Origin of the sequence: Alkalihalobacillus pseudalcaliphilus, from assembly GCF_028610675.1 — a bacterium.
GTDB lineage: Bacteria > Bacillota > Bacilli > Bacillales > Bacillaceae_D > Alkalihalobacillus > Alkalihalobacillus pseudalcaliphilus.
Map to the genome: position 1 here is coordinate 93,740 of NZ_JAQQWS010000007.1, position 24,988 is coordinate 118,727.

Below are 24,988 nucleotides of genomic sequence, written 5' to 3' on the forward strand. Positions count from 1 at the left end.
AAATTGTACCATTATTTAATTACGCTTTTATTTTCATTCAGCCCAAGCTCTCTCAAGCTCCGCAAACCAGGCTTCTGTTTCCTCCGGATTCTTAGCATTCAAAAATAAATATTCTTGATCCGTCATAATAAAAATATAGGGACCTTCTCCGCTCTGAATAAATAAACGCCCACCACCGAGACCTTCTAATCGGTAATGTCCTAATCTTCTTTCTAGTACAGACATACCATTTGTTCGCACTTGTATGAGTGGCAGCTCATCGGTTTTATCAATCGTATGAATATCATCATAAGACCATTCCACCCCATACAAACCTGTTACCTCCAAGTAATCCTCATGAAATTTCACATTTGTAGGGATTAAGAATACAGCAAAAATACCAACAAGTACGACAATCGACCCGATTAGAATATAAAAATTACGCTTACGATCCTTTCCTGTTTCAAGCTTGTTTGCGATCAGTAAATGGGCAAATGTATAGATCAACATAATCACTAAAGATATTTCAACTGCGTAGGCAACACCTAGAAAGACTAAGATAACCCCAACTAATAAAATGATACCTGAGTTAAGTATAATCTTACCCATCTTTTGCGGGTAACCTAATTCATATAAGCGCTTTTTCTCTTCCTCAGATTTATTCCAATAACCAGAAATTAATCCATAATACTGCTTCACTAAAATTAAATAAGCAAATATAAATAAAAATGCTACGATAAAAATCATTAAAAATGCCAATTGCATTACCTTCACCTCACCACATGATGTACTGCCTTATATACGTTATGATACGATAAAACGATTCAAAAATTAAGGTAAAAAACTTTGCTTTAATCTCCCTTTTCCATTCTCGACAAACACTTCAGCATAAGCACCGTTAATAAACGTATTTTGCGGAGGCACATGCCCACAGTCAATATCATGAATAACTGGAACCCCTAATTCCTTTTCTATCTCTTGATAAACGTCTTCAAATTGATACCCTTCAATATCAGCTGTGACCGCACTTCGTCCAAATAATATAGAAGTACAATTTTTAAACCATCCAGCAAGCTTCATTTGAATGAAACTACGTTTTAAATCTGTAACACTCATCTCACAGTTTTCGAAATACCAGATAATCGGTTCATCTTGATTTAAGTGCTGGCTTCGAAAAGCTTGAACGTCACCAAATGGTGTTCCAACTAAATGATGAATGACATCGATACACCCACCTAATAGACGTCCTTCAACTTTGACAGTTGGTTTTGCCGTCTTCCATTTGGTCGTTTCTGTTAACTGGAGGTCATCCGTCGAATGGTCCCACTCTTTTTGGTAATAGGGGGAAGAGACTTGTTCAACCGATTCTCCAAGTTTTGTCGTCAACACTTTTTTCCACATGACACTAGTAGCATCCACCTGTTCACTACGAAGGTCGACTAAATTAGGACCGTGGGCCGTCGCAATTCCTGTCTTTAATGTGATTGCTAACAATAATAAACTAGTATCTGAATAGCCCATCACCCATTTAATCGGTAATTTCGTAAAATCAATCAATTCAATGATTTCTATTAAAAGCTCTCCTCCCCATGGGGGAATTATTGCATTAATTCGTTCATCCGCCATAAATTGTTGGAATTCGCTTGCTCTTTTTCGAGCAGATGCCGATTTGGCTTTTTCTTGTGTCCAAGCTGTATCTCCAAACCATAGCGTGAACCCTTGCTTTTGAAACTGCTGCTGGGCTTTATGGAGTAGGATATGTAATTCTTTCTCCACACCTGAGGACGGAGCGGTTACACCAATTTTAGCCTGATGAAAAAATGATGGATACTGGATCATGTGAAAACCCTCCTTTTGTATGAAAGTTTAATGGGTGATGCACGGAATCTCGTCAAGTTCACTTCCAGTATGACAGATTACGACTAATCATTAAGCTCAAGAACTCATTGTGACATCCTGCCCCTTGAGTAACTGTCACCTTCAGCCTGTTTCGGGTAGTTACTCACCTTCTTTCTTCGAGTAACTGTCACGTTTAGCCTTTTTCATGTCGTTACTCACCCGCTTCCCTTGAGTAACTGTCACCTTCATGCCTTTTCGTGTCGTTACTCACCTTCTTCCTCCGAGTAACTGTCACCTTCAGCCTGTTTCGTGTCGTTACTCACCTTCTTCTTCCGAGTAACTGTCACCTTCATGCCTTTTTCGTGTCGTTACTCACCCTCTTCCCTTGAGTAACTGTCACCTTCATGCCTTTTCGTGTCGTTACTCACCTTCTTCCTCCGAGTAACTGTCACGTTCAGCCTTTTTCGTGTAGTTACTGACGTCTGTATCTGCACATTTTGGCTCTCTTTGTTCAGACACTCCCTCGCACCAATCGAATATCTGCTTTGGTAGCCTATTTCTCGTCACTTACTCCTTCACATCCTTCGAATAATTGTCTTACTCTCCGCTACAACTATTGACCTATCGCACTAGTCCTACCTGTCAATCTATTTCAACTGCTCCTCCCATTTTAAACGTTATCGGCATGCTTCTCCACAAAAAATGTCATTTTCTAACTAAAAGTGCTACTTTCCACTACTTATTCACGTATAATAATAAATAGTTAACAGATATTGGAGGGATGACTTTGATTAAAGTTGAACAAGTATCGCGTTCATTTCGTGATAAGAAAGTAACCGTAGAAGCATTAAAGAAAGTTACCTTTGAAATAGAAAAAGGGGAAGTTGTCGGGCTTCTAGGTGAAAATGGGGCAGGTAAAACAACTTTGCTTCGGATGATCAGCACGATTTTAGAGCCTAGTGAAGGCACTATTCATATTGATGGCATTGATATTCATAAACAGCCGATGGCCATAAAAAGTAACATTGGCGTTTTATTCGGAAGCGAAACAGGGATGTATGACCGTTTAACAGCTAGAGAGAACCTTACATACTTCGCCCAGCTATATGGAATGACGAAGCAAGAAACAAAAGCTAGAATTGAAGATTTGGCGAAACGTTTTGGAATGGAAGATTATTTAGATAGAAAAGTGGGAGGTTTTTCTAAAGGGATGAGACAGAAAGTGACGATCGCACGTACACTCATTCATAACCCTGATATTATCTTGTTAGATGAACCTACAACAGGACTTGATATCACTTCCGCCAATATGTTTCGAGAGTTAATTCATTCTTTACGTCAAGAAGGAAAAACGATTATATTCTCCAGTCATATTATGGACGAAGTTAGTCAATTATGTGAATCAATTATTATGATTCATAAAGGCGAAATGGTTTATAACGGTACAGCGGAAGACTTATATCAAGAAGAACAAACTCGTGATCTGAACTTTATTTTTATGTCGCGCCTCGTTAGGAGTGCAGAACATTGACCTGGAATATTTATAAAAAAGAAATGCTCGACATGTTGAGGGATCGTAAAACAATTGTGATGAGCGTTATTATCCCTATAGCTTTTAATTTGTTATTAATGTTCTTTATGACCAACTTTATGTTTAATGACTCAGTTGATGAAGTGAATATTGCTGTGTCGGACCATGATTCTATGTATATCACAGAGTGGCTTGAGGATTTAGAAGGTTCTGTCGTCACATTCAGTCAAAATCCGCGTGACCTCTTATTAGAAGGTGACGTTCATGTTGCTCTTTTATTCGATTCTAATTTTGATGAGGCATTAGAAGCTGGTCAATCTCCAGCCATCCAACTCCATTTTGACCCTGCTAGTATGAATTCGAGTGGTGCAAGCGAACAAATCTCGGTCCTATTTTCAGAAAAAATGTATGAAATCGTTTCAACAAACTTAATTGAATTAAATGTTGAAAATCATGTCATTGAACCTTTTTATACAGTACCTGTAGCACTAGATGAAGATAGTGATCAAGGTGCACTCATGATGTTAACCATTTTTGCTCAACTAATTATTGTTTTGTCTGTTCAATTAGGTGGTTTTTCACCAGCTGCTGACATCATCGCTGGAGAAAAGGAAAGAAAAACGATGGAAGCTTTATTAATGTCGCCAGTTAACCGATTGCACCTTATCGTTGGAAAATGGTTAACACTCGGAAGTCTGTGTTCGATGAGTGGATTTTTCTCCGTCATTACCTTTACCTTATACGTGTACTTTGCCGGTGGTGAGTTTGCTCAAGCGATGCAAATTGAAAATAATCTCGGGACCTTACTTCTAAGTTTAACCGTTGGTATCGTATCATTTGCCTTTATTATGGCTAGTCTTTTCATCATGATTAGTTTGGTTTCTAACACCGTCAAGGAATCTGGAAATTACTTATCACCATTAACGTTCTTAACGATGATCCCTTATTTCCTATTAATCGGAACTTCTGTGAATGAATTTACCATCTATCATTTTATCATTCCAGTATTTAATATCTTTGCATTAATTAAAGAGCTTATTTACGGCGTGTATAATCTGACCCATATTCTATTGGTTGCGGGAAGCTCAGCCATTTTTATCAGTATCCTATTTGCGATAGCATATCGAATGTTTATGAATAGTAAGTTCGTTTTAGGAAAATAGCTGACGTTCAATAAGCCGTTTGATGTTACAATCAAACGGCTTCTATACATATAGATCTAACATAGAACACAAAGTGATTTTAATTCGAAAACTCTCACAGCAATTCCTCCATTTTAGCCCCTTAAGATGCAAAAAAATGATAAACTAATAACAAAGTCATACATACTTTTATGAGGAGGAGACATTTCGCATGCAATCGGTCACGGTGTATCATTACGACGCATTTAGTTTACAACCTAATGAAGGAAACCCAGCAGGCATCGTTTTAGAAGCTGACCACTTAAGCGATCAAACCATGCAAGAAATCGCTTTTAAAATTGGTTTTAATGAAACAGCTTTCCATTTATCTTCAAAAAAAGCCGACCTACGTTTACGCTACTTTACACCTGGTCATGAAATGAACCTTTGTGGCCATGCGACCGTAGCAACACTATACGCATTAAAATCTAGAGGTTTACTTGGAGACAAAAGCGAACTAACTATCGAAACGAATGCAGGAATTCTTCCCATACAAATCGAAGAGAAAAATGATGACTATTTTATTACACTCAAACACGCAGCACCTCAATTTAGAGAATTTATTGGTTCTCCAGAAGAACTGACCAAATCTATCGGCTTAAAACCTAAAGATATTTCAGAAGACCTGCCGATTATGTATGGCAGTACCGGAACTTGGACATTACTCGTTCCTATTCGTTCTTTATCATCTTTTTCGAAAATGAAGCCTAATAACCAAGCTTTCCCATCTATTTTCAAAGAAATACCAAATGCATCCTTACACGCTTTTTGTATGGAAACATTTGATCAAGAAGCAGATATGCATGCCAGGCACTTTTCATCTCCTTACTCTGGAACGATTGAAGACGCTGTAACTGGCACAGCCTCTGGTGTTATGGCGGCCTACTACCAGAAATTTATGAATCCAAACAAAAAAGAAGCAATAAAATTAGTGATTGAGCAAGGCTATGAAATTGGTAAAAATGGACGAGTCTATGTATCGGCAACACCTGATACTCATGGGGATGTAACAATTAAGATGAGCGGTCAAGCCGTATATGTGAATACTTTTGAGATAAAATTGATTGAAAAGATTAAATAAGCGCTATGATTACATAACGTGATAAAGATAAGATAACTTAATTAGAAAATGAGAAGAGCTTCTTCACAATACAACTTTTGTGAGAAGCTCTTTTTCTTATAATGCTTAACCTAAACTTCTTTATTCTTTAAATAAACAAACCCTCCAAGGAAAAATACGATAAAAAAGCCAAAGATCGCAATGAGGAATGGGAGAAATGAAACCGTAAACTCCCAGCCTAGCCCTTCAGGTAACATGAGAAAAAATGGTTGTACCCATGGATAATAAGGAGCAATCGTCTCAGAGTTAGCAATCATAATACTCGGGAGTGTAAAAATCACATTAACCGTCAGTGGAGCGGCAAAGCTTGACCACATGCTAGAAAGCCAAAGCATCAAAGCAGCAATAGGTAGGGCTGCAATCCAGCCACCAAAAAAGACTTGAACCATCACAACAATCGGAAGCGGATCGGCCATCCCTTTCATAACCCCAACTAGTACCCACGTTCCAATAAATAAAAGCTGCATACTACCAATCACCAAAAATAATAACGTAAATTTTGATAAATATATATGTGTTCGATTAATAGGTAATGTAAGTAGCTGCTTCCATCCCCCTTCTTGATGCTCATATCGACAAAGAAAACTTGCCATCACACCGATTAATAAAGGGTAAAAAAGAAGTGAATAACTTAAAGACATATAGGTTAACGTGATATACCACTCATTTGAACTCCCCTCAAATAACGGTGGTGCATACCCAGCTATAAAAGTAAATAACGGTATAATCAAAAGTAGTGGTAATATATTGGTTTTACGAAGTTTATACCATTCCATTTGTAATAACTTGTTCATCTTATTTAACCTCTCTCTTATGAAAATGTAGAGCAGCCATTAGAAGTATCAGCATGCCCATCCCTACTCCTGCACCTACAAATTCAATGGTTGACCAATCACCATATAAAAGCGGCCACTTCCATAACACCCAATCAGGAGCAAAATGCCCATACACAGCAAAGACAGATGCAAAGATTCCAATGGTTAAGGGGATAGCTTGATTTTTCATCGTTACCGATAACCATAGCTGTATGACTAATATAGGAATACCTGCTAGCAATGGATAAAAGCTGTTCTTGAAAAATGGCAGAAGCATTTTAGGCTCTATTCCAAACCCCAGTCCAAGGCCTAGAAGATTGGAGCCGATAAATACAAGAGAACAAGCAACACATAATAAGCTTGTGATTAAAATGAATTTAGAAAGAAAGACCTGATATTTCATTATTGGTAAGCTTAACAGCTGCTTCCAAGAGTTTCGTTCATGTTCAACCGAAGCAAATAAGGAAGCTAATATCGTCATACCTAAAACTAATCCCGGTGCAAGAAACATATTAATATTATTCATTAATACTTGAAAATGATCTGCTCCGTTTCGTACTAAATAATCATAACGAACAGCATAATTAACAACTTGAAGACTAATCACTCCAAATGGACCTAGACAGACAAGAAACCAAACCCACTTTCTTTTCATCTTTAAAGCATCAGCCTGTATGCTTTTAAGCATGATTCAATCCCCCTTGGGCGGTTACATCTAAAAAGATCTCTTCAAGTGACCTTCTCACTTCTTCAACTCGATAAATATCATGACCTTTTTCTACTAATATTCGAATAGCGTTGGCAATTTCAGCTTCACTTATCACCCCAAAAACAATCGTACCTTGTTTGATTTCACTTATTATCCCTATTTGCCATAAGTCCTTTTTCGCTCTTTGGAGATCAGCTGTCTTGATTCTTATTTGTGATTGAGCTTTTGCTCGTAACACTTCAATAGAATCCTGAAATATGAGCTTGCCCTTTGAAATGATTCCAACCTTATTTGCTACTTGGTCTATTTCATGTAAAAGATGACTTGAGATTAAAACGGTAATCCCAAATTCTTTAGGCAGACTTTTAATTAAATCACGAATTTCATGAATCCCTGATGGATCAAGCCCATTTGTAGGCTCATCAAGTATAAGTAGCTTCGGTTCACCTAATAAAGATGCGGCAATGCCTAGACGTTGCTTCATCCCTAAGGAATATGCCTTTACCTTACGATCGGCATATTTGGTTAGTTGAACAATTTCTAATACCTCATGAATTCTACGACTTGGTACTTGCAATATTTTTCGTAATGCTTCTAAATTCTCATACCCCGTTAAATGTGGGTAATAAGAAGGTGATTCGACTAATGAACCGATTTGCCTGAGGGCATGCAAATGATTTCCTTTTGTACTCTTACCAAAAAGATGAACCTCCCCTTGACTAGGCTTCGTTAATCCTAGCAACATTCGAATTGTCGTTGTTTTACCTGCTCCATTCGGTCCCAGAAATCCGTAAATATCTCCCTCCTCTACCTTTAAATTCACATTAGATACCGCATAATCTTGGTTAAATTTCTTTGAAAGTTGTTTCGTTTCTACTATAAATGCCTTCATCATCATCACCTCACCTTAACTTTAAATGACGCTATTTAAAGGACGGTGTGACTGTTGTTTAAATTTTGGTTAAAAAAAGTACTTAGAATTAGTCTCTAAGCACTTACTCCCGTAATATTGTCTCATCTCAACTTTTTATCACAATCTTAGTCCCCTTATCAGATGTGTACACTTCCCATTTGAGTCCCATTTCCTTTACCATTAAATCAACAATAACCATACCTAAGCCTGCCCCTTTTTGTTCACTTTGATGCTGCAAGCCTTTTCCTTTGTCTTCAATAAGCAATTGATCATGTTTTAATTCGATCTTAATATATTTCCCACTATTTGCATGCCTGCTTACATTTTGCAAAAGATTATCTAGGATTCTCTCTAACCAATTTTCATCAACATACCAGCTTACTTGTTCACCTTCTATCTTAAATTCGATTTCAAATCCTTGTTGTTCGAAAAGCGAATACCAGCTTACTATTACTTTTCTTAGAAATCGCGGCATTTCGACATCTTGAGGTTTATATGTCATTCTGCCACTTTGTAATAAGGAAAAAGATAATAAGTGATCAATTAAATTAGCTAAAAAGTCGATTTTTTGATCAATCGCTACTAATGCTTCTTCCCCTTGTACAGTAAGCTTTTCCTTTTCTAATAGACCAATTTGCTTGCGGATTATCGTTAATGGTGTTCGTAAATCATGCGAGAGGTTGGCAATGAGTTCCTTCCGTAATTGCTCCTCCTCAAGCTCTCGGTCTTTGCTCCTATGCAGTTCTACAATCATTTCATTAAAGCTTTTCTCTAGATGTCCAATTTCATCTGCATTTGAAATTTCCACCTTATTAGGCAACCCTTTTTCTCCTTGAACAGACATCGCTTCACCTAGGTCTATTAATCTATTTCTCACCTTTCGGAAAAATAAAAAGCATATAAAAATAAAAAACGACATGACGATTAAAAATACAAAACCAAATATGACTTCATAGTGTTCGCTTAACCTTTGTATGGGAGGCTCTAAATAATCACGACTGACCTGAATCACCATAAACCCTTGATCAGATTCTGCCCCTAAAAATGCAACAACAGTAAACGGATCGGCATCATAGCTACTCTTCATAAATTGCACCGTATAAGATGGCGTCCAGCTTTCAGGTAAATGATCATCGTAGTTATATGTCGACTGTAATTGACCTTCTTGATCAACCCAAAATATCGAGGAATCATGATAATGTTCACTTAATTCTTTTAATCGATGATTAATTTCTTCTATCTCTTGATTACCTAATTGACTAGCTTCCTCATGCCACATCTCCGTTAAATCACGATAGCCAGTATAAGGAGTTTCTTCATAATTTAAAAGGATACCAGGAAAATAGACAACCATTGATACCAAAGGTACACTTAATGGTATAAAGGCAAGAGCAATTAATAACAACAGAACAAATTTAAACTGTATCGTGGTGAGCTTGTCTAAAAAACGCTTCATTTCCTCATCCTATAACCAATGCCCCGTACCGTTTCAATGATCGTCGGTTCAGATGGATTTTTTTCGATTTTTTCACGCAAATAACGAATATGAACCATCAAGGTTTTATCTCCTTCGACATATGGATACCCCCAAATCGCTTCAAATAGTTGCTCCTTAGTTAATATTTGTTGAAGATGCCTTGTAAAATAAAAGAACAACTGAAATTGTTTACCCGTTAATAGAATCTCTTCTTTGCGATCACTCCTTTTAATCATTTTACTCTTCTCATTAATGATTAAATGCTGTAAATGGTATATATGTTGTTCAACTTTATCATATCTTCGTAAATGTACTTCGACTCGTTTGGCAAGCTCCTCCATATGAAATGGCTTTGTCATATAATCATCGGCAAGTTCTAGTCCTTCTAATTTATCATCCAATGCCGAACGAGCAGAGAGCATTAACAACGGCACATCAGGAAATGAGCGCTTTAACCTCTTTCCTAACGAGAATCCATCTAATCCTGGTAACATAATATCTAGAATTATAAAGTCAGGCACCTCATCATTTAACAGTAGCCCAGAAGCCAACCACTCTACTTGATACCCCCTATTCTCAAGCTCTTCCTTTACCCAGCTTCCAATTTCCAAATCATCTTCAATATATAAAATTTTCATCTAAACACCCTCAATGATTAAGTAAGCTAATTTTCCAACGGTTTAAAAAATGATCTTTTTCAACTAACGCAAATACACCTTCTTCAGTCAGATGTTTAAGGCGATTCGAGTGCTTTTCGCTTCTTCTTCAGGAAGGTTTATGAATAATTCCTTTTCCTCCTGACTTATATCCCTTCGCAACTGAATCCCTCCTTATTAAAAAACTAACATCTGCTTCACACACATATAATAAGTAAATCCACCAGATAAAAGTGCCATTGGAACAATCCAAACCGGCGATAAAGCAGCTAGACCCATTGTTGCCCCAATCATCATCGCACCTGGTAACGATAACAAAGCAATTCCTTTTTTTATACCATCGATCGTATCGTCATTTTTGGATAGCGGATATAGTTTAAAGAATGTATGTGACTTCAGCTCTTCCCAACAAGACTTAATAAAATAATTCAAGAAAAACAGCATCACAAAAAAAGCAATCCATTTAATCCAATCAGCAGGTACTAACGTAATAGCTAAAACGGATACTCCTGTGATTCTTAAGACACCATGAACCTTTATGGAATTACGGATAAACAGTTTAATAAATAGCTCCGCGGTTATATTTTTTGTCGTTCTTTTCTTGAATATCTTGGCTGAATTGCGTAGTAAAATCATCGGTTTTTTTCTTTGCCTTTGATTCACCCGATAACCTTCAACCCCAATCAAAAACGAAGCCGCTTGCATTTTTCTCTTCGTTTCACGTAAACAGTCCTGGAAAAAAGTCTCGGTCATGTAAAGCCTTTTCCTTAAGCAAAGCACAGTCAATACGGATAAAGCAAAAATAAAGATAAATTCCATAATAAAAGGACTGAACACATAAGCAGTCACAATCAAAACTGTCAGCACAAATAAGATAATCGTCATGATGATTTTTTGCCAACGTGAAGACTTTAATTCAAGCCATTGATTGACAAATTGAATATTAATTCGTAATAAACAAATAAATACTAATAAAAGAAGATAAGTGCTGAGACTTACTTGCTGGTACACTAGAAATAGTGGTGCTATAAGTAAACCTAAGATTGTAGTCCAAGCTATGGTCATCCAAACCGAATAACAGAGTCCATATTTCATAAGCTTTTTAAGCCACTCTTTATTCTTCCTTAAAAATAACAAATCTCCTTCTAATATAAATAACCTGAGCGTGCCCGACCAGGAAAACATAATAAAGAATAACATTAAAAACATAAGTGGCACTTCAAAAGCCCATTCCATCTCACCTTGCCAAAGAGCATGGAGCTGATAGCCACCGAACACAGCAGCCGGTAGTAAAATGTAAAACCAAACAACCCAATCGACAATCATTTTCCAAATCTTATATTGGTAATGCCATTCATTTTTGACACGTTGTAAAAATAAACGACCTGGAGTCATGCTCCCTATTGTTTTCATTTATCCATCAGTTCATAAAAACAGTCCATCAATGACCCCTCCAATTTGCTCACTTTTTGAATTTCACTTAGCGTTCCCGCTGCGATGACATGGCCGTGATTAATAAGTAAAAAACGGTCACATATTTTTTCCGCCGTATCTAACACATGCGTAGACATAAGTATGGCCGCCCCATTTTTTCTCTCTGCTTCAAGAATTAATAGGAAATCCTTAATCGCTTTTGGGTCAAGTCCAATAAATGGCTCATCGATAATATACAGCTTCGGTTTCGTTAGCACAGCAATGATAATCATGAGCTTCTGCTGCATGCCTTTAGAAAAGGAACCTGGATAATCATGTTTCGCGTGCTCTAAGCGAAAAATATCCAACAAAGTATGAACCCTCTCTTCATAATCTGCGTCTTCAATACCATGTACGGCTCTTACAAGCTCGATATGTTCCCATAAAGTTAATTCATCATAATAGGTTGGGTGCTCTGGTATGTAGGCATAATCCTCTTTCCTTTGAAAGATAATTTCTCCTTCAATCTCATCAACTAAACCTAGAATCGTTTTAATCATCGTACTTTTTCCAGCTCCATTTGGACCAATCAAACCTACTAATTCGCCCTTATGTAACTCGAAAGCGATTTGTTCAATCGCTCTTTTTTTGCCACTATAACCAGCATGTTTAATGGATACTTGTAATACACTCAAAAAAGCTCTCCCCTTTATGTAGTGAATAAGAGGAGTAACTTCTCGTCACCCCTCTTATATCCTAGTTATTCTTCTATTATTTCCTGTGGTTTGCGAGCTAAACACATAATTCCAGCTATTAAGTAGAAGATCCCAGCAAAAATTGCTACACCTTGTGTTACAATGATCGAAACAACGGACGCTCCAATTAATAACCAACCTGCTAGTTTCGGCTTTTTATTACCTCGTAGTACCACCATGGCAATAATTCCTAGTACAATCGCAATCGAAAAGACGGCAAAAATAAGCATGGCTGGTATACTTTGAATAGCCTCAAGCATTCCATCGACGTTCATATCGGCTGTAACGCCTGGCATTTCTGTTTGTTGTCTTTGAAACTCTTCCCTTATAAGTGCTTCCCCATCAGCTGTTTGCAAGAAGAAAATGCCCATCATTACTAGCGAAAGAAATCCATAAATTAACGCCCCAATAATACCTAATACTACTTCTCCAGTTCGTTTCATCATGTTCCATTCTCCTTTTCTACTCTTCTAGTTTCCAGCTACATCTCTTTTCGTAAAACTGATCCATGCCAATCCAATAAATACAAGATAGTAAACAATGAGTACTGTGATCGAGAACCCAAGTGTCATCCCATCCATTAATGGACCTATACCATTAAAATAACGACTTAAATCGGTATTAGCAAATAAAATATACTTGGCCCAATCATACTGTGAAACAAACTGGACAATCGTATTACCAGACAGCATGAGGAAAATAGCAATACCAATTGAAAAACTACTACTTCTAAAAATCGTAGAAATCATAAAAGCAAACGTCGCCATCATAATTAAATTTACACTACTAAAGCCAAATTCCTTCAAAAACTCAATTAAATAACTCGTCTCTACTAATCCATCTGCGCTATTCATAACGAGCGTTGGATTCATCCCGTTTAGTCCAAAGAAAATCGCACCAACGAGTAATGAACCTATCATCATAAATACTAGAGCTGACAGGGCAAAGATTAGCACTGAAACATATTTAGACAATAAAATCTTCGTTCGTGATACAGGTCTGATTAAGAGAAGTTTAATCGTGCCCCATTTGTACTCATTCGCAATAATTCCAGCTCCAATTATAATCGTAAACAAGCTAATGATGGAAGAAAGCATACTGTTATCAAACAAGTAACTCCAGCCATCATAACTAGGCGGCTCAATTTGATTCTCTAAGTAATATTCGTTAATCGCTATTTGTTCTTCGTTATATTCAATCATATATTCCCAGCCACTTGCGTCATCCTCCGACCATGACTGATTCTCCTGCTGCATACGTTCATTACTCTCTGTTAACTCTTGCTCCCAATTTTCACTATAGCTAGGTAAATGAATATCATCAAAGGCCACTTTTGTGATAATTGCCCCGGCTATAACTAGCAAGAATAAAATAATATACATCGCCCATGTCGATTTCAGACGGTAGATTTTATTTTGTTCATTTTTTATTAGTTGCATGAAATTACTCAATCACATTCTCCCCAATCAAATCAAAGAATTTGTCTTCTAACGTTGTTTTTACTGTTTGTACTTCATAAACTAAAATCTCATTTTCTAGTAAATCCTTTAACATAGTAGGAATCATGTCTCTTTTTATTTCTACTAATAGGGACTCATTTTGTGTTTGAGCGGAGTACCCTTTTTCTGAAAGTAAAGTAACTGCGGCTTCCAAAGGTTCAACTGTTAATTTGATTTGACTTAATTGCTCGCTTGGTTGACTTTCGTCTTTCACCTCTTGAATCGCAATCAACTCACCATTTTTTATGACACCGATTCGATCACACATTAATTCGATTTCAGATAATAAGTGACTTGATACAATGACTGAGACATTTTCTTTTTCAGCTAGGGCTCTTATGTATTGACGAATTTCACGAATACCAGCTGGGTCTAAACCATTCGTTGGTTCATCTAAGATGAGGATCGATGGCTTGTGTAAAAGGGCTTGTGCAATTCCTAAGCGCTGACGCATTCCTAAAGAGTATCTCCCTGCTTTTTCATTAATCGCTTTTTCAAGCCCTACTAATTGAATGACCTCTTTGATTCTTTCATCCTTTATACCAGGAATCATATTGGCAAAGTGTTTTAAATTCTGCCACCCCGTCATAAAAGGGTACATTTCGGGATTTTCAACGATACCACCTACTTCTCGAATCGCTTCCTTGAAGTTAGATTGAATACTTTTCCCTTGAATTAAGATTTCGCCTGAGGAAAGACTCATCAAGCCAACCATCATTCGAATCGTTGTTGTTTTACCTGCTCCGTTAGGTCCTAGAAACCCAAAAACCTCACCTTTTTTTATCTCAAAAGTTAGGCCTTTGATAATTTCCTTTTTGCCTATTTTCTTTTTGACATCTGTAAGCTTCATTGCTGGTGCAACCAAACTACATACCTCCTCCATTGTTCTTTACTTTATATACGAACCTACTTGTGAAAAGTTTCATATTTTTGTATGAAAGTGTACCATAGGCGATAGTTTGACCCTTCGGATATCGCTGCGGGAATGGGGGCACGCTTTCCTCCGCTAAGGTTGGTGCAGGCTTCTTGGTTTGTGCACTTCTCATACAAAATAAATGAATGAAAAGTAACAAAAGTACCAAGTAAAAAGATTAAATGCTAATTGAATAAGTTCCACCAGTCAAAGAACCAACACCACTTTCATTTTTGTTGGTGGCGAAGTGAATACTGGGCTTCGCCATGTGCGTTTTGTATGAAAATTGAGGCTGATACTCATATGCGGAGTTCTACTTGCCTCTCCATGTTCACACTAAGTTTCATAAAAAACTGCCATGATGACTTGCCTTAGCAACTCATCACCAACAAACATGAAAGCAAAGGTTTGTTTTTTTAGAATGTTGTATGACGGTTTTGAACTTGAGGAATAACAGTAACCTAGCGGACGAAAATATGCGGAGACTCCCGCGGGAGATAGTGGCGGGCTGAGATCCGCTGGCTGCGCCGATTAGCTCAGCGCCCCCCCGCAGGACGTGGAGCATAATTTTCGGTAGCGACGAATAGAACTCCGCATTCCAGCATTAGCGAACTTTCATACAAAAATATGTGACCTTCAATCAGTATAGGTAATTTTGTTGAGCTAGTTGTTATATTTTATATTTTCTTTATAATTTGATTTGGCCGTTACAATTTTTTTGTATGATGAGGTCTGTTATAATGAGGGAATTCAAGGGGGATGGGATATGTTTAGAGGTAAAGCTTATTGTGAAGCAAACTTGTATTTTTATAAAGATAATGAATGGGTTGATAGAGATATTTCCCGAAAAATAGAACATCTATTAAGTTATCAAACGAATACGATTGATATTGTTGATGTTCGATTAATGGTCAATCAATATGACGATAAGCATAAACAGAACTTCATACAATTAGCCATTTTTGCTGAAGTGCTAGTTCCCTATCATGCTCATATTACCCATTTAAACGACTATCGAATTAATGCTTGTCGTTTGCTTAGAAAAGCGTATCCTAAAGCAGGGGCCATCATGGCACACTCTATTGATACATACACACCTTTGCGATGGAAAGGATTTCAAGACAAACCACTCCGTTCCTAAAAGATGCCCAAGCAAGCAAAAAAGAACCTTTTTTTCAAAGGTTCTCTTCCACCAAGTATTAAAACGACATGCTTTGACTCAATTATACCGCCGTTTGTTCATCCTGTTTTTTATATTTTTCTTGCTGCCTTAAGGCTCGATTAATGATTAAATAAAAGGCATAAAAGGCCACCATGGCACATACCCCACCACTAAGGAAAATCGCAAATATAGGATGAAATGTATAGAGCATATACACAGTAAAACCAGCCACACCAACCATTGATATCGTATAAGGCAAATATCCAATAGATAGAAAGATAGCTTTTTTTAATGACGCAATCAATGTAACTTGAAAATGGACCGTATCAGAGAAAAAATGAGCGTTCCAGCTAATTAAAAAGATGGTTGTGATCATATAAAAATAAAACAATGGAGACTGCCACTCAATTTGAGCTAAGTAATAATTATAAATCCAGAGCACCCACAATAGTGTAAAGAAAATGCCGCCCACTAAACTCCTGCGATAGTTTTCACGAAAACCTTTCCAAAATGATTGAAAGATAGGTACTTCCGCTCTCATCACAAATTTCCTTGCGACATAAAACAAAGCCGTCGTTGCAGGAAAGAATACAAGTGGGCTAATCACAATAAGAGAAATAATTAATCCAGTCAGACTTTCAAATGTTGGAGCTAAGAGGATATTGGCTAATAGAAACAAAATCGGTATGTTAAATAATAACCAAAGCCCATTTATATACATTATTTTCATTACCCATTCTGACACTTCAAAAAGCCTTCCCCAAACACCTGATAATTCCATACGAAGCCCCCCTAGTAACTATAAAGCTCTCCTTCTATTTTAACCAAATTTAACACTTTTCCCAACCCTTTTTTCAGAATTGACTGACGAAAAATTCATTCTAATAATTTATCGATTTTTCTTATTTATTGAATCCTTCTGCTTGCATCTAACCAAATGATATTAGTCTATTAATACTTATTGATATTATAACGATGTAACGTTATAATAATTATGTATTCTAAATAATCAGAAAGTATAGAGGTGGTCATCATGACAAGATTTAAATTTATTCAGCTAAGTATTATGTCATTAATTATTGTGTTGGCTTTTATCTCATCTCCACAAGGTACTATCGCAGCACCTACAGCTAATTCCTACTCCGAAAATGTAATTGAAATTCAAGCAAGTAAATATGTTACTGTATCAAGAGTTTATGCTATGTCTGAAGGCTATCCAAATGCCATCCAATATAATAGCGGTGGCTATATAGGTACATTACTTGTTTGTGATGTAAGAGTAATATCTGGCCTGTTCCATGCAAAATATTGTGGCACTGTTTATAGACCTTAACACAAGACTTTACCTATTTTATAAATTAATAACCTGCAAAAATTTCTAAACAAGAAATTTTTGCAGGTTTTTTATATAGATACTTTATCATTCTCACTATTATGAAGAGTAATTTTCACTAGAACCTTTTTGTACGACACTATAGTTTATAGTATAAAAAAACAGTCCAATGAACATATAATAATATTCATCGGACTGTATTTTACTTTATAAACTATAATTTGTCTAAATTTAATATAATAATTAGTTACCTAGTCTATCAAGGTTTTCTTGCCACTTTTCTGTTTTCCAGTCTAGTAGAGTTTGATAACCAACTGCCATAGCTTGTTCATGAGCTTCTGCTAATACACTTTCGACATCTTCATCACTACTTGCCATCAAGGCTTTAGCACGGTATTCTTCAAAAATTTCTCCAACTCTTTGAGAAACGATAGCTTCTTCGGAATCAGGTAATGGTCCAATCCCTACAAACTCTGTTTCATCTTTCTGAGTTTCCCATAGTATTTCATGCTGCCAGAAAGTTGTCCAGTTAATCTCATCTTCAGGTAATTGTAATTCAAATGCAGCTTTTGCATTATCCAAGAATTTAGAGTTTCCATTCCATTGGAAATTCAAGGTGCCATTATTAATTTCTGTTAAGCCTTCTGGATCACTTACATATTTATCTGTGAAGTTAGGAAGGACTCCTTCTTCAACCCATCCATCCCAATACTCACCTTCAGCACCATACATCGATAACATTTGACCTTCCGGGCCTGTTAACCAATCTAAGAAAGCAAATACTCTTTCTGGATCTTCAGCTGAAGTTGTTATTACACTGACATTCCAACCAGTTTGATTATAATCACCTGGGTGAATAGCATTAGGGTCTAAACCTTCTTTATGAATTGGATTCACGAACATATAGCCGCCATCTGGATTATCTCTTACTAATTGATAATGACCATCGCCACCAAAGTCAGTTGGGCTTGCACCAATAAATACGGCAACTCGGCCTGTATGAACTTTTTCAACAACGTCATCTCTTGTTTGTGTTAAAGCATCTTGAGTTAATAAGCGCTCACGGAATAACTTACTTGCAAATTTTAGAGATTCAACGTAAATTTCACTATCAAATAATGAAGTTAATTGGTCACCACTTCTAGCAACTTGGTTACCTACATCTGCAGGAGAGAACCCTTCAGCAAACGCAGAGTAAATCGTATTAACACCTTGTGCATTTACACCTACTTCTAAAGGTACAACATCTGGATAATTCTCTTGCACTAACTTTAAGTATTCGTATAGATCATCAGTCGTTACTAACGTTGGTGATCCCAACTCTTCATAAATTTCTTTATTTACCATCCAACCTGCATTACCAAAAGGTTGGTCATTATACCAGTTAGGGAATTGATAAATTTTTCCATCCTCAGAACGTAACATATTTAAAGCATCTTCACTAATCCAATTTTTTAAGTTAGGATACTTCTCAATATAATCATCTAACGGGACGAGAACTCCACCGGCACGTAGTCTTTCAACGTCTGCACCTTTATCTGTCCAAATAAAGTCAGGTAAGTTTCCATCAACAATCATTGTACTTAATCTTTGTGCAGCATTACCACCACCATCAATCGAAATAATATCGATATCATACAATTCTTTGATGTTTGCCGTTGCAGGATCATCTCCCCAACCAGGCATTGTATACCAATCATAGTTACCAAACATCGTTAAGCTAAGAGGTTCTGAACCAATTTCGAATAGTTCTGGCTCTTCGTCTCCACCATCAGCTACATCATCACCAGTTTGTGTTGTATCTGGATCTTCTTCTTCTGGATCTGTTCCTGTGTCGTTATCACTACAAGCTACTAATAATAACGCCGTTAACAATGCTGCCAAGATTAAAAGAAAACGATTCTTTTTCATCAACATACCTTAAATCCCCCTTATTATCTTAAAATATATATTTAAAGCACAGGAGTGCTTCAAATTGAAGTAAGGTAACGCTTTGGAACTATTCTTTTAAAGAGCCAATTAGAACACCTTTAACAAAATACTTCTGAATAAAAGGGTACACCATTATAATTGGCAAGGTGGCAACCATCATTGTTGCCATTGATAAGGAACGACCGGTGACCTGCATCTGTTGAGACATCATTGCTTGGGCACCAGCATCAAGATTTGCCATAGCAGCTGTTACAGTATTAGAGTTAAGAATTTTCTGTAATAATGTTTGAATCGGAATTAAATTCTCACTAGTAAGGTAAATACTTGGAATAAACCAATCATTCCAATGTGCTACAGCTGTAAATAATGATAATGTAGCAATTACTGGACCTGACAATGGCAGTACTACTCGTAAAAATACTCCCCAATAACCACATCCATCTATTTTTGCCGACTCTTCCAATCCTTTAGGTAATTGATTAAAGAATGTACGGAAGATAATCATGTTCCAAACTGAGATTAACATTGGGATAATCATGACCCAAAATGAATTCATTAACCCTAATTCACGGATAAGTAAAAATGTTGGAATTAATCCACCACTGAAAAACATGGTAAATACGCAGAATAACATAAAGAATTTTCTTCCAACTAATTCCCGTTTTGAAAGTCCATAAGCTAACATCGCTGTTAAGAAAACAGACATAATCGTTCCAATTACAGTTCTAAGTATCGAGATAATAAAAGCGTTCATTAATCGCTTATCTTGAAATACAACGGCATAGTTTTCAAATGTAAATTCGCGTGGCCAAATTGTGACACCACCTAATGCTGTATCTTGACCCGTATTAAATGAAATTACTAATGAATTCCAAAATGGGTAAAAAGTCGAAAAAGCAAGCAATGTTAAGCTAATATAAATGATTGCCATCATAACTCGATCGCCTGTAGTGGGTCTAAGCATTGCAAGATTCCTCCTTCCTATCTGCTCCTACCATAAGCTGTTACCAGATCTTCTTGCGACATAGTTGGCAGCTGTTAATAAAGTAACACTAATAACGGCCTTGAATAATCCAATGGCAGTGGCATAGGAATATTGACCATTACTTATCCCAACTTTATAAACATACGTATCAATAACATCACCAACAGACCATAATATCGGGTTATTACCGAGTAGTAATAAATCTTCGAATCCGGCATTTAGTAGGTTACCAATTTCTAAGATAAAGAAGATAATAATAATTGGCATAATCGACGGAATCGTAATTAAATAGATTTGTTTAAATCGACTTGCTCCATCTAAGGCAGCAGCTTCATAAAGCTGAGGGTCTACCCCGGCAATAGCAGCTATATATACGATGGAGGCAAAACCTATCGATTTCCATACATTGGTCGTTACAATAATTGTCCAAAAATATTCAGGTATCGATAAGAAATTAATCGGGTGTTCAATTAAATTGAGTTTTTCTAGTAAAATATTGATACTTCCATTATCCGTTGATAATAATGACATCGCAAAGCCGGCTACGATAACCCATGATAAGAAATGTGGTAAATAAGTAATCGTTTGAACCGAACGTTTAAATGCCATATTACGAACTTCATTTAAAGCTAATGCCAAGATAATAGGAGCCGGAAAACCAATTAAGATTTTTAAACTACTAATCACAAGCGTATTTCTCATAATTTCCCAAAAACGTGGGTCATTGAAGAATCGCTCAAAATGCTGAGTTCCTGCCCACGTACTGCCTGTAATCCCTTCAAAAATGTTATAATTTTGAAATGCCATGACAATTCCGTACATTGGAATATAGTTAAAAATTAAAACAAGGAGGATTCCTGGCAGCACAAACATTTGTAAATCCCATTGCTTGAAGAAACGAGTAAATGCGCTTTGTCTGTGTACTGGAATATGATCTAGTCCTTTATTTTTAGTTGTGCTTATTTTCGCCATACTTTTCTCCCTTCATTAAGCTATCATTTGGCTCAATCTCACATCTATGTTTACACCATTTAATAAATGGGTAATACATGGAAGAAAACGTTCGGTGAAGCCATTCTAAAGTAATAACTAGACCAGCCTGCCCCTGTTGATTCATGAACGTTTTTATTAAATGGGAGACGTTCCTGTTCTAACTCTTCAATTTGCTCAATGTCACCAGAGAGGTAAGCTTCCAAACGCATAATAGCCGTATCTAACCTTGATAGGACTCCACCATAACGAATATCAATGACTTCCCAACCAAACGGTTTATTCACATGTAGCCATTGCTTACGATGTGCGTGACGTAATTGTTGTACCTTTTCAATAATAACTGGAATTACGTCCTCGGCTATTTCTTTTAATTTTTCTCGATTTTGAGAATCATAGGCTTGTTTGAGCTGAATACCTACATCACCTTTTACAGCAAGTAATGATGCCAACTTTTGTGGAACAGCAAACATATAATCTAATTGGTTATCATTATTTCTAACTTCTTTGATTTTCGTTTCAATGTCCCCAAAGTGACTGTGTAAATCTATCCCTTTTACATGTTCATCGAACAGCCCCATTAACACATCTTGCCAAAGTAAGAATTTAGAAGGATTTGTTTGAGCCATATTATCCTTTGGAATACCAGGTAAATAATCTAGTTCATTAAATAACAGATAGTGCTCTTTTGGAACGCCCGTACAAAATCGTACACGCTCAGCTAACCGCTCTTCTGAAACTTCTCCTGGTGTATAGGCATGTTCTGCATATAATTGGAGTCCAAGTAAAGCGGTAAAGACGTTGTTTTCATAGCCATCATCACCCCAAAGTGTGACAAAGACATCTTGTATTCCTTCCTTTTTACACGCTTTCAGTGCTGCATCAGATGTACGTAATGACAATCCATAGTTTGTACTAAATGTGTTCCATACCCAAATTCCTCCAGCAAAAGCTGGGGTACGACCAAAGGCTTTGTGCTTTTGAATCATTTGGAAATATTCTTCTTCTTTTGTATGGAAGTAATCCCAATACATTAATTGAACATCATTTGGTGTTTGTTCGAGAATATGCTCTGGAATCTTGACATCTAAATCATAATGGACATCACCTGTTTGGGAAGCAAACTTGATAAACATATCACTCCACATCATTGGTTTGAGTCCTAACTCTTCAGTCACTTCTAGAACTTTCTTTAAATGTCCATTCATAAGCTCAAAACGATCTTTATATCCGAATTTATTTAAATAAATTCCTCTCCCAAGCTCTTCTGCTTCATCCATTCCAATATGAATGCGTTTACTTCTGAACGGTGCAGAAACAGCCTCAATCATATGACGAATGAATTTATTGGTTTCTTCTTGTTCGACAAGCAAAGCTCCTCTTGTATCTTTTAAATGTCTAACAGCATCCCATTTCAAAAATTCCTCTAAATGAGCTAATGTTTGAATACAGGGAATTAATTCAATTCCAAACTGATATCCATAGTCATCTAACTCCTTTAATTCCTTAGCAGAGTAGCGACCTCTCATATAACCGAAGTAAGGCTCTTCTTTTACTTCATAAGTATCTTCCATATAAAGCATCATCGAATCGAAGCCCATCAGAGCGAGCATTTCAATCATTTCTTTTAACCTAGTGACATTCATCACGGCATTTCTAGAAAAATCGAACATTGGACCTACTGTTTCAAATTGTGCTTGTTCCTTCACCTCGAAATTTGTCTCACCTTTTTGCAATTGTTCGACAAGTAGTCCAATCGCACGAAAGAAGTGTGGCTTGTCTTCATACGTAATCACAGCTTTACCGCTTTCTAGAATTACTTCTAAGCCTTCTCCCTTTTTAATTTCAACTGGGAGACCTTCAGGCGATTGTGAGATCTTAAGCCTTTTCTCTAATACCTTTAGCCCTACTTCTACTTCTTTTGTTTCTCCTAACACATGTAATAACACAGATATACACCCCCGTATGTAAAAAACAATCTCCTAATAATCTTAACTTATGCTAAAATAAAAGGGTATCAAGACGTAAGAAAATTGAATGATTTCAGAAAATATTGTCGTTACAAATCTTATTACTTTCTTACATTATAATGTTATAAACACTTAAATCTCTTTCACTGTTTTGCTCACTTTCAGCACAATTTTGCTGTATTTAAATAAGGAGGTTTGAAAATTGGATTTATCTTTATATGAAAAACCATTGTATACAGATCCTTTTTTTCCTTTAAGAATCACATTTGAGCAGCATAAGCACGAGGGAATATTATTTGAAAAGCACTGGCATGAGGAAATGGAGTTATTATATATTACAGAGGGAACCCTAACCATTAGCATAAATTCGGATACATATGAAGTAAAACCCGGTGACTTGATTATTGTAAACAGTAATGAGTTGCACAAAGGCGTTACGGCTCATAAAGATGTCTCCTATTATTGTATGATTGTGGATACGACCTCTTTACACAATAGCTTTATTGAAACCTATACGCAAAACCGAACTCTCACTCAGCCTAATGATTACACATTAATCAAAAATATGATTCGTGATGATTTGCATGTCAAAAGCACGATGGACAACCTTATTTCGGAGCAAAGCTCAAAAAAAATGGGCTATGAGCTTTTTGTTAAATCGAGTGTCATTTATTTAATTGGCTATCTCATCCGAAATTACGGGGCTAAGCAGTTAAATGAACAAACGTATACGACACGATTAAAGAATTTAAATCGCTTAAATAAGGTGCTAGAATATATTGATACGAATTACAGCGATAGCTTAACTGTCGATACAGCTGCAAAAATGTCCAATTTAAGCCCTTATTATTTCTGTCGGTTATTTAAAACAGCCACTGGTCGGAGTTTTGTCCAATATGTCAATGAGCGCCGCATCGAAAAGGCTCATATGTTATTAACAAAAACAGATTTAAGTATTATGGAAGTCGCTCTCCAAACTGGCTTTAATGATGCGAATTACTTTAGTCGTGCCTATAAAAAGTTTCGAAAAGAATCGCCATCTGCCGCCCGAAAAGGACACATTCCAAAATAAAAAATGGATGATGAGAACTCCTTCTAATGTTGAGGAGTTTTTTTGTATGGGAGTTGCTTGGGGGCGATAGTTGTGCCTTGAGGGTAGCTATCATCCATCTTACACTATATGTCCTAAGCAGCCACTCCTCTCCTGTTTGGTCGTGCGAGTCCTGATGATGATCGAGTTGTATGAAGGACCAACTGTTTAAGATCTCACCACTACTTATTCCTACGGGAGCTTTTCTCGAGAGAGTGTCCGCATGTTTCCGGCCAATGGATTACTGCTAATTCGCCCTCAAGTTCAAAGAGTTCTCTAACAACCTCACTATATTAAAGAAGAAAAAAGTCTGATTGAACGAAGGACCACCAGTTTAAGAACCAAACACTGTTCTCGTACTCGAACAAGCCCTTTCTTTGTGCAGATACTCGCTCTTCTCTCTTCCGTAACTGCACATTAAACACCTTTTTGTGTAGATACTCTCCCTTCTCTCTTCCGTATCTGCACATTAAACGCCTCTTTGTGCAGTTACTCTCCCTTCTCTCTTCCGTATCTGCACATTAAACGCCTTTTTGTGTAGATACCTCCCTTCTCTCTTCCGTACCTGCACATTAACTGCCTCTTTGTGCAGTTACTCGCTCTTCTCTCTTCCGTATCTGCACATTAAACGCTTCTTTGTGCAGTTACTCTCCCTTCTCTCTTCCGTACCTGCACATTAACTGCCTCTTTGTGCAGTTACTCGCTCTTCTCTCTTCCGTATCTGCA

The 24,988-nt window shown here is 36.8% G+C and carries 23 protein-coding genes; 6 read left to right on the forward strand and 17 right to left on the reverse strand.

The annotated features are described in order from the left end of the window. Nucleotides 1–33: 33 nt before the first annotated feature. The gene (locus PQ479_RS14840) at nucleotides 34–744 is read right to left on the reverse strand and encodes a DUF3784 domain-containing protein (protein ID WP_047988375.1); all 711 of its coding nucleotides are present in this window, start codon (nucleotides 742–744) and stop codon (nucleotides 34–36) included. A gap of 66 nt (nucleotides 745–810) precedes the next feature. Then, nucleotides 811–1,818: a S66 family peptidase gene (locus PQ479_RS14845; RefSeq protein WP_047988374.1), complete on the reverse strand. Its 1,008-nt coding sequence runs from the start codon at nucleotides 1,816–1,818 to the stop codon at nucleotides 811–813. 787 nt (nucleotides 1,819–2,605) lie between these two features. Here PQ479_RS14845 and PQ479_RS14850 point away from each other — a divergent pair. The 3 genes from PQ479_RS14850 (at nucleotide 2,606) to PQ479_RS14860 (ending at nucleotide 5,611) form a co-directional block, all read left to right on the forward strand. After that, a complete protein-coding gene (locus tag PQ479_RS14850; RefSeq protein WP_047988373.1) occupies nucleotides 2,606–3,349 on the forward strand; it encodes an ABC transporter ATP-binding protein in 744 nt (247 codons plus the stop codon). Further along, nucleotides 3,346–4,512 carry an ABC transporter permease gene (locus tag PQ479_RS14855; RefSeq protein WP_047988372.1) on the forward strand — a complete coding sequence of 389 codons (1,167 nt, stop codon included), beginning with the start codon at nucleotides 3,346–3,348 and terminating at the stop codon, nucleotides 4,510–4,512. Before PQ479_RS14850 ends, PQ479_RS14855 begins: the two co-directional genes overlap by 4 nt. A gap of 190 nt (nucleotides 4,513–4,702) precedes the next feature. Next, nucleotides 4,703–5,611 (forward strand): PhzF family phenazine biosynthesis protein, encoded by a 909-nt coding sequence (locus tag PQ479_RS14860; RefSeq protein ID WP_047988371.1) that lies wholly within the window; start codon nucleotides 4,703–4,705, stop codon nucleotides 5,609–5,611. A 110-nt stretch (nucleotides 5,612–5,721) separates the two neighbouring features. On the opposite strand, the gene PQ479_RS14865 is transcribed toward PQ479_RS14860, so the two are convergent. The 10 genes from PQ479_RS14865 to PQ479_RS14910 all read right to left on the reverse strand — a co-directional run bounded on the left by PQ479_RS14865 (nucleotide 5,722) and on the right by PQ479_RS14910 (nucleotide 14,752). After that, nucleotides 5,722–6,444 carry an ABC transporter permease gene (locus PQ479_RS14865; RefSeq protein WP_047988370.1) on the reverse strand — a complete coding sequence of 241 codons (723 nt, stop codon included), beginning with the start codon at nucleotides 6,442–6,444 and terminating at the stop codon, nucleotides 5,722–5,724. Nucleotide 6,445: 1 nt separating this feature from the next. Further along, complete coding sequence (locus PQ479_RS14870; RefSeq protein ID WP_047988369.1) at nucleotides 6,446–7,153, reverse strand: ABC transporter permease; 708 nt, start codon at nucleotides 7,151–7,153, stop codon at nucleotides 6,446–6,448. Then, a complete protein-coding gene (locus PQ479_RS14875; protein ID WP_047989501.1) occupies nucleotides 7,146–8,066 on the reverse strand; it encodes an ABC transporter ATP-binding protein in 921 nt (306 codons plus the stop codon). Before PQ479_RS14875 ends, PQ479_RS14870 begins: the two co-directional genes overlap by 8 nt. A 127-nt stretch (nucleotides 8,067–8,193) precedes the next feature. Further along, nucleotides 8,194–9,543, reverse strand: coding sequence for a sensor histidine kinase (locus PQ479_RS14880; RefSeq protein ID WP_047988368.1), 1,350 nt, complete (start codon nucleotides 9,541–9,543; stop codon nucleotides 8,194–8,196). Then, nucleotides 9,540–10,202: a response regulator transcription factor gene (locus PQ479_RS14885; RefSeq protein WP_047988367.1), complete on the reverse strand. Its 663-nt coding sequence runs from the start codon at nucleotides 10,200–10,202 to the stop codon at nucleotides 9,540–9,542. The genes PQ479_RS14880 and PQ479_RS14885 overlap by 4 nt, the downstream gene beginning before the upstream one ends. A 195-nt stretch (nucleotides 10,203–10,397) precedes the next feature. Beyond that, complete coding sequence (locus PQ479_RS14890) at nucleotides 10,398–11,615, reverse strand: ABC transporter permease (RefSeq protein ID WP_273717066.1); 1,218 nt, start codon at nucleotides 11,613–11,615, stop codon at nucleotides 10,398–10,400. A gap of 14 nt (nucleotides 11,616–11,629) precedes the next feature. Then, nucleotides 11,630–12,328 carry an ABC transporter ATP-binding protein gene (locus tag PQ479_RS14895; RefSeq protein WP_047988365.1) on the reverse strand — a complete coding sequence of 233 codons (699 nt, stop codon included), beginning with the start codon at nucleotides 12,326–12,328 and terminating at the stop codon, nucleotides 11,630–11,632. Between the two features lie 65 nt (nucleotides 12,329–12,393). Next, nucleotides 12,394–12,834 (reverse strand): DUF4064 domain-containing protein, encoded by a 441-nt coding sequence (locus PQ479_RS14900; protein ID WP_053070368.1) that lies wholly within the window; start codon nucleotides 12,832–12,834, stop codon nucleotides 12,394–12,396. 24 nt (nucleotides 12,835–12,858) lie between these two features. Then, a complete protein-coding gene (locus tag PQ479_RS14905) occupies nucleotides 12,859–13,839 on the reverse strand; it encodes an ABC transporter permease (RefSeq protein WP_047988364.1) in 981 nt (326 codons plus the stop codon). Beyond that, on the reverse strand, nucleotides 13,832–14,752 hold the full coding sequence (locus PQ479_RS14910; RefSeq protein WP_273717067.1) for an ABC transporter ATP-binding protein: 921 nt from the start codon (nucleotides 14,750–14,752) through the stop codon (nucleotides 13,832–13,834). The genes PQ479_RS14905 and PQ479_RS14910 overlap by 8 nt, the downstream gene beginning before the upstream one ends. Before the next feature lie 814 nt (nucleotides 14,753–15,566). On the opposite strand from PQ479_RS14910, the gene PQ479_RS14915 reads away from it, so the two are divergent. Next, nucleotides 15,567–15,941 carry a hypothetical protein gene (locus tag PQ479_RS14915; protein WP_047988362.1) on the forward strand — a complete coding sequence of 125 codons (375 nt, stop codon included), beginning with the start codon at nucleotides 15,567–15,569 and terminating at the stop codon, nucleotides 15,939–15,941. A gap of 82 nt (nucleotides 15,942–16,023) precedes the next feature. Here PQ479_RS14915 and PQ479_RS14920 read toward each other — a convergent pair whose 3' ends face one another. Further along, the gene (locus tag PQ479_RS14920) at nucleotides 16,024–16,743 is read right to left on the reverse strand and encodes a YesL family protein (RefSeq protein WP_047988361.1); all 720 of its coding nucleotides are present in this window, start codon (nucleotides 16,741–16,743) and stop codon (nucleotides 16,024–16,026) included. Nucleotides 16,744–16,995: 252 nt separating this feature from the next. Here PQ479_RS14920 and PQ479_RS14925 point away from each other — a divergent pair, with 252 nt between their 5' ends. Beyond that, on the forward strand, nucleotides 16,996–17,295 hold the full coding sequence (locus PQ479_RS14925) for a hypothetical protein (RefSeq protein ID WP_047988360.1): 300 nt from the start codon (nucleotides 16,996–16,998) through the stop codon (nucleotides 17,293–17,295). Between the two features lie 243 nt (nucleotides 17,296–17,538). On the opposite strand, the gene PQ479_RS14930 is transcribed toward PQ479_RS14925, so the two are convergent. From PQ479_RS14930 to PQ479_RS14945, 4 genes are all read right to left on the reverse strand, one after another. Further along, on the reverse strand, nucleotides 17,539–19,212 hold the full coding sequence (locus PQ479_RS14930; RefSeq protein ID WP_337957113.1) for an extracellular solute-binding protein: 1,674 nt from the start codon (nucleotides 19,210–19,212) through the stop codon (nucleotides 17,539–17,541). 82 nt (nucleotides 19,213–19,294) lie between these two features. Continuing rightward, nucleotides 19,295–20,191 carry a carbohydrate ABC transporter permease gene (locus PQ479_RS14935; protein ID WP_047988359.1) on the reverse strand — a complete coding sequence of 299 codons (897 nt, stop codon included), beginning with the start codon at nucleotides 20,189–20,191 and terminating at the stop codon, nucleotides 19,295–19,297. 27 nt (nucleotides 20,192–20,218) lie between these two features. Beyond that, nucleotides 20,219–21,184, reverse strand: coding sequence for an ABC transporter permease (locus PQ479_RS14940; RefSeq protein ID WP_047988358.1), 966 nt, complete (start codon nucleotides 21,182–21,184; stop codon nucleotides 20,219–20,221). A gap of 59 nt (nucleotides 21,185–21,243) precedes the next feature. Then, nucleotides 21,244–23,151, reverse strand: a complete 1,908-nt coding sequence (locus PQ479_RS14945) for a beta-N-acetylhexosaminidase (RefSeq protein WP_047988357.1) — start codon at nucleotides 23,149–23,151, stop codon at nucleotides 21,244–21,246. A gap of 223 nt (nucleotides 23,152–23,374) precedes the next feature. Between PQ479_RS14945 and PQ479_RS14950 the strand changes: the two genes are divergently transcribed. Then, a complete protein-coding gene (locus PQ479_RS14950) occupies nucleotides 23,375–24,244 on the forward strand; it encodes an AraC family transcriptional regulator (RefSeq protein WP_047988356.1) in 870 nt (289 codons plus the stop codon). The last annotated feature ends 744 nt before the right edge of the window (nucleotides 24,245–24,988 follow it).

Excerpts from the sequence above, each read along its gene's own strand:
- PQ479_RS14845 (WP_047988374.1), bottom strand. The coding sequence starts at position 1,818 with ATGATCCAGTATCCATCATTTTTTCATCAGGCTAAAATTGGTGTAACC.
- PQ479_RS14865 (WP_047988370.1), bottom strand. The coding sequence starts at position 6,444 with ATGAACAAGTTATTACAAATGGAATGGTATAAACTTCGTAAAACCAAT.
- PQ479_RS14935 (WP_047988359.1), bottom strand. The coding sequence starts at position 20,191 with ATGCTTAGACCCACTACAGGCGATCGAGTTATGATGGCAATCATTTAT.
- PQ479_RS14840 (WP_047988375.1), bottom strand. The coding sequence starts at position 744 with ATGCAATTGGCATTTTTAATGATTTTTATCGTAGCATTTTTATTTATA.
- PQ479_RS14890 (WP_273717066.1), bottom strand. The coding sequence starts at position 11,615 with ATGACTCCAGGTCGTTTATTTTTACAACGTGTCAAAAATGAATGGCAT.
- PQ479_RS14930 (WP_337957113.1), bottom strand. The coding sequence starts at position 19,212 with ATGTTGATGAAAAAGAATCGTTTTCTTTTAATCTTGGCAGCATTGTTA.
- PQ479_RS14940 (WP_047988358.1), bottom strand. The coding sequence starts at position 21,184 with ATGGCGAAAATAAGCACAACTAAAAATAAAGGACTAGATCATATTCCA.
- PQ479_RS14900 (WP_053070368.1), bottom strand. The coding sequence starts at position 12,834 with ATGATGAAACGAACTGGAGAAGTAGTATTAGGTATTATTGGGGCGTTA.
- PQ479_RS14880 (WP_047988368.1), bottom strand. The coding sequence starts at position 9,543 with ATGAAGCGTTTTTTAGACAAGCTCACCACGATACAGTTTAAATTTGTT.
- PQ479_RS14875 (WP_047989501.1), bottom strand. The coding sequence starts at position 8,066 with ATGAAGGCATTTATAGTAGAAACGAAACAACTTTCAAAGAAATTTAAC.
- PQ479_RS14870 (WP_047988369.1), bottom strand. The coding sequence starts at position 7,153 with ATGCTTAAAAGCATACAGGCTGATGCTTTAAAGATGAAAAGAAAGTGG.
- PQ479_RS14920 (WP_047988361.1), bottom strand. The coding sequence starts at position 16,743 with ATGGAATTATCAGGTGTTTGGGGAAGGCTTTTTGAAGTGTCAGAATGG.
- PQ479_RS14925 (WP_047988360.1), top strand. The coding sequence starts at position 16,996 with ATGACAAGATTTAAATTTATTCAGCTAAGTATTATGTCATTAATTATT.
- PQ479_RS14860 (WP_047988371.1), top strand. The coding sequence starts at position 4,703 with ATGCAATCGGTCACGGTGTATCATTACGACGCATTTAGTTTACAACCT.
- PQ479_RS14885 (WP_047988367.1), bottom strand. The coding sequence starts at position 10,202 with ATGAAAATTTTATATATTGAAGATGATTTGGAAATTGGAAGCTGGGTA.
- PQ479_RS14915 (WP_047988362.1), top strand. The coding sequence starts at position 15,567 with ATGTTTAGAGGTAAAGCTTATTGTGAAGCAAACTTGTATTTTTATAAA.